General features: G+C 61.8%; 3 protein-coding genes and 1 pseudogene. 3 read left to right on the top strand and 1 reads right to left on the bottom strand.

The window, feature by feature from the left end:
- Positions 1 to 84: 84 nt before the first annotated feature.
- Complete coding sequence (locus ACMX2H_RS18710; RefSeq protein WP_414962756.1) at positions 85 to 912, top strand: IclR family transcriptional regulator; 828 nt, start codon at positions 85 to 87, stop codon at positions 910 to 912.
- Positions 913 to 994: 82 nt separating this feature from the next.
- Here ACMX2H_RS18710 and ACMX2H_RS18705 read toward each other — a convergent pair whose 3' ends face one another.
- Positions 995 to 2,527 (bottom strand): PucR family transcriptional regulator, encoded by a 1,533-nt coding sequence (locus tag ACMX2H_RS18705; RefSeq protein WP_414962755.1) that lies wholly within the window; start codon positions 2,525 to 2,527, stop codon positions 995 to 997.
- A 140-nt stretch (positions 2,528 to 2,667) separates the two neighbouring features.
- On the opposite strand from ACMX2H_RS18705, the gene ACMX2H_RS18700 reads away from it, so the two are divergent.
- Positions 2,668 to 4,254, top strand: coding sequence for a purine-cytosine permease family protein (locus ACMX2H_RS18700; protein WP_414962754.1), 1,587 nt, complete (start codon positions 2,668 to 2,670; stop codon positions 4,252 to 4,254).
- Between the two features lie 46 nt (positions 4,255 to 4,300).
- Positions 4,301 to 4,450: pseudogene (locus tag ACMX2H_RS18695) on the top strand (creatininase); the annotation flags it as partial.

Raw genomic sequence — 4,450 nt, 5'->3', positions numbered from 1 at the left:
GACGCCTGATTCGCAGCAGGAAGTCTCAAAGTGTGCGGCGCGGCCGGAACCGGCGGCGCCGCACACACCGTTTAATCCGCCAGAATGGGTTGCACGATGACTGACATTCGAGATACCACCAGCCACAAGGCCCCGGCCGGCTCCCCCGACTCCCGGGGAGCCTCCGTCATTCTCAACGCCATCCAAGTGATGCGCTGTTTCAGTGTGGAGACACCGCTTCTGGGTGTTACGGAAATTGCCTCCCGAGTGGGTCTGCACAAGAGCACGGTGTCCCGAATCCTGGCCACTCTGGAGCAGGAAGACCTGGTGGAGCGGGATTCGTCCACCCGCCGCTTCAAGCTAGGTCTGGGGCTAATAGCGGTCACCGGCCCTTTGCTCGCCGACCTGGACGTGCGTCGTGCGGCGTATCCGGTATTGCAGGATCTCACTGAGCGCACCGGCGAAACCGCCGCCCTGATGGTCTGGAACGGCAACCAGTCAGTCTGTGTTGAACAGATTGCCAGCCCACAGCAGGTAAAACACACTACGCCGCTGGGTACCAGGTACAACACCGCACTCAGCTCCTCGGTCCAGATCTTCTTGGCTCAAGCCGGCTTCGAGGCTGCCCGGGGCATGATTTCCGACGGGACGGTTATCCTGCCTGATACCGCTCCAGCCGCTCTGGACGCATATGCCACCCGGCTCAGGGAGGTGTCCGCCGAAGGCTTGGCTGTCAATTACGGCGAAACGTCAGCTGAAGAAGTGGGTGTGGCCGCCCCCGTCTTTGACCACAGAGGCGATCTTGCCGGCTGCGTCATGCTCGCGGCACCCCGTTTCCGCATCTCTCAAGAAGTGCTGAACTCTCTCACCAAGGCTTGCAAGCGTGCTGCTTCCGACGTGACAGTTCGTCTCGGCGGACCATCCGGCGCCTGACGCCGTGGGCGTCGCCGGGCTTGCAGTGTGCACATCACCAGTCTCGAGATGACCTCCCCGCGGTGCTGTAGCCCCATGGCATTCAGACGCCGGCGTCTGCCAGCGACGGATTCTTCGCCAAGTGGACTGCCAAGTAGAGCCCTGGCAATTTCGCGCTGCCGCGCGGGTCGCCGCCGATGAGCTCAAAAATTTTCCGTAGCCGCTTGTGCAAGGTTTGGCGCTCGATGAAGAGCGTTCGGGCAGCTTCGGCAGAATTGCATCCGCTGATCAGCCAGGCATCGAGCGTGTCCAGCAGCCGCGTTCCCCGCCTGCGGTCATAGTCCAAGAGTTCGCCCAGCAGTTCTTGGGTGATGCGTCCGCTCACCGGCCCGGACAGCTCCCGGGCTTCCAGTCTCTCGAGGAGGAAGTCCTCACAGTCGCGAATGTTGGATTCCAGATCGTCGGGAGCCCCCACCGCTTGGGTGAGCCGGGCTTCGACCAACGACGAGTGCGCATGCAGCGGTGTGGCCATTGTTGGGCCGAGTGCCCCCGCCACCGCAAGCCCGCGAAAGTCGGTGCGCAACCCTTCCAGAAGTTCGCGCCGCTCCTGACGTGTCCCGCTGATGCTGAGCTGTACCAGAGCCCAGAGGCTTTCACCGTCCAGATAGGTCAGGGCCTCCGGACAGCGGGTCCTGAGGATTTTTTCTGCAACCCCCCGGACGCTGCTCAGCCCGATCCGGCGGAACACCATAATGAACGTCGGCTTAACCGTCGAGATTCCAGCCGCCGTGCACAGTTCGTGAATCTGCGAAGCACCGGCCCCGCTGACGACAGCCCGCATCAAAGCCGTGTGGGCAATCTGCAGCGCCGTCGGTCGGTGTTGCTGGGATACGGCCAGCGCCAGAATGCTGCCGATCCGTTCCCCAACCGTCTTCAGCAATTCCGGCGGGACCTCCTGTCGGCTTTGGAGCCGCAACCGGGCGGACACCAGACTGCCAACAAAAATATCGGACTCCACATTGACCGAGCTCGAATCAGGAGGGAAGCCGCCCGCGAACTCAAGGACACTTCCATTGGGATCCAGCAACGCCACCTCGATCCGCAACGCCTGCGAGACGATTTCGATCAAGGGGCTCAAAGCGGGCCCGGAGGAAGCGAGGTGTTCCGCCAGGTGTTGTGAGATGGAATCGGCGGTCTGCAGCGCTGTGACATGTTCGGACACGACTTTCCGGTTGACCTCCTCCGCAATCTCCACGAAGGGGACGACGCGCCGCAACTCGATCAGCGGCAGCCCCACCTCCCCGGCCGCCTCCACAAGTTCTGCGGACAGGGAGCGGCCAGAACCCGCAGTTTGAATCGCCAGGGCTGTCACATGCCGCGCAGCCAAGCTCCGGATGTACTCGTATTGCGCGTCAGGCCTAAGGTTCAGCAGGGCATCTCCGCCACTGAGAAGCAATTCTTGACCGCGCAGCAGCGGCGCTATTTCGAGGACTTCGCTCGAGTGGACCCATCTCACGATACCGGCGGGAATCGACGCTCCGCCCGCACGCACCAGCGGACTGGCACGCTTCATCACTTCAAGCTCCAGCAGATCAGACAACTTGACGACCATAGAAACTCTCATCTTCTGGTGCATTGGGCCGAGTAACAACGACAGAGTGTCACCGTAACGACCCTGAAGTAGTGACTATCTGAATATACGCTGTGAGCTTCATCACCTCTACTCTGGATTCAGGCCTGCTCCGGTTCCCGTATCAATTCACTAGGAGAACAGCCATGAGCCAGCGATCAGCTACGAAATCCGAACAAAGCACCCACAACGTAGAAGACATCCTCCAGCCGGTTCCCGAATCGGCCCGGACCACCAAGCTCTCCGGCCAGTTCTGGATCTGGGCGGGCGCCAACGTCGCGCCGATCAACTGGATCCTTGGTGCTCTGGGCATCACTTTGGGCCTCAGCCTGGCCGACACGCTCACGGTCCTGATTGCCGGCAATGTCATCGGCATGCTTGGCTTCGGCTTCTTCGTCATCCTGGGCCAGCGCACCGGAGCCACCGGCATGCTGCTGGCCCGGGGAGCCTTCGGCCGCCGCGGTGCCTACTTGCCGGCGGCGATCCAAGCCGTGATCGCCATTGGCTGGTCTGCCGTCAACACCTGGGTGATTTTGGACCTGATCATGGCCCTGTTCGGAATGATCGGCTGGGTCGACCCCGAGCAGTCGAACTTGGGCTGGCGGATTGCCACGGCCGCCGTGATCATGGGCATCCAGGTAGCGATCTGCTACCGGGGCTACCGGGCCATCTCTCGCTTCGAGCGGATCACCATGCCGCCAACCGTGCTGGTGCTGATCGCCATGTCGATCGTGGCCTGGACCCAGCTCGACATTGACTGGACCTACCAGGGCCCGGTTGGCGAGGTGCTCACCGGAATGCCGCGGATTGCCGCCATGTCGTCCATCATGACCGCCATCGGCATCGGCTGGGGCATCGGCTGGTTCACCTACGCCCCCGATTACTCCCGCTTTGTCAGCAAGAAGATCCGACCGTCCAAGCTCTACATCGTCAGCGTCTTGGGCCAGTTCCTCCCCGTCGTGTGGCTGGGCGTGCTGGGTGCAAGCCTGGCTACGAAGAACGGCACCGCCGACCCGGGACACCTGATTGTTGAAAGCTACGGTGCTTTCGCGATCCCGGTCATCCTGTTGGTCATTCACGGCCCCATCGCCACCAACATCATCAATATGTACACCTTCAGCGTCGCCACCCAGGCGCTGGACATCCAGGTCTCCCGCAAGAAGCTCTCCATCCTGGTGGGTTGCCTCGCCATGACAGCTGTTATCGGCTTCATGTTCGCGACAGACTTCGCCCACCTGCTGCACAACTGGATCATCGCGATTGCAGCGTGGGTGGCCACCTGGGGCGGCATCATGACCGTGCACTACTTCGTCTTCGAGCGCCGCCACAAGAACTACAGCTACCTGTTCCGCTCGGTCGACGACACCCAGCTGAAGGCCTTCAACCCCGCAGCCTTCGTTGCCTTCTTCGCCGGGATCTTCATGACCTGGATGTGCATGTACGGCTCCGTTCCCGTCCTGCAGGGACCGATCGCCACCGCCGTCGGCGGCGTCGATTTCTCCTGGCTCGGCGGAACCGTAACGGCTGCAACGGTCTACTTCATCCTCGGCTACCCCCGGTTCAAGTCCCGCATCGCCGCCGGCATCCCGCTAGGGCTCAAGGACAGCAGCTCCGATGAAGAGTTCCTGAAGAACTACGGAAGCTGTGAAACAGCCCTGGTGGAGTCTGAAGAGCCTGTCCACACGGACACGCCTCCCACTCCCGAGAGCCGGACGACTGCGCCTACCCCCTAAGACCACTTCGACCTCTTGTATCAACAGCACTAAAGGAGAACACCCCATGACCATCGCCACCAGCTCAGCCAACAGCGTTTCCGAACTCAAGCGCCTGAAAGTCCTGCACAACGGAGAAAAGCAGCAGCTGACCTTCTCCGATGCAGAGTTCGAACGCCGCCTGACCGGGCTGCGCGCCATCATGGCCGCCAAGGAA

Source organism: Arthrobacter sulfonylureivorans, from assembly GCF_047607445.1.
Lineage (GTDB): Bacteria > Actinomycetota > Actinomycetes > Actinomycetales > Micrococcaceae > Crystallibacter > Crystallibacter sulfonylureivorans_A.
The sequence above is the reverse complement of the archived record's forward strand: the minus strand, read 5'-3'. Positions and strand labels throughout refer to the sequence as shown.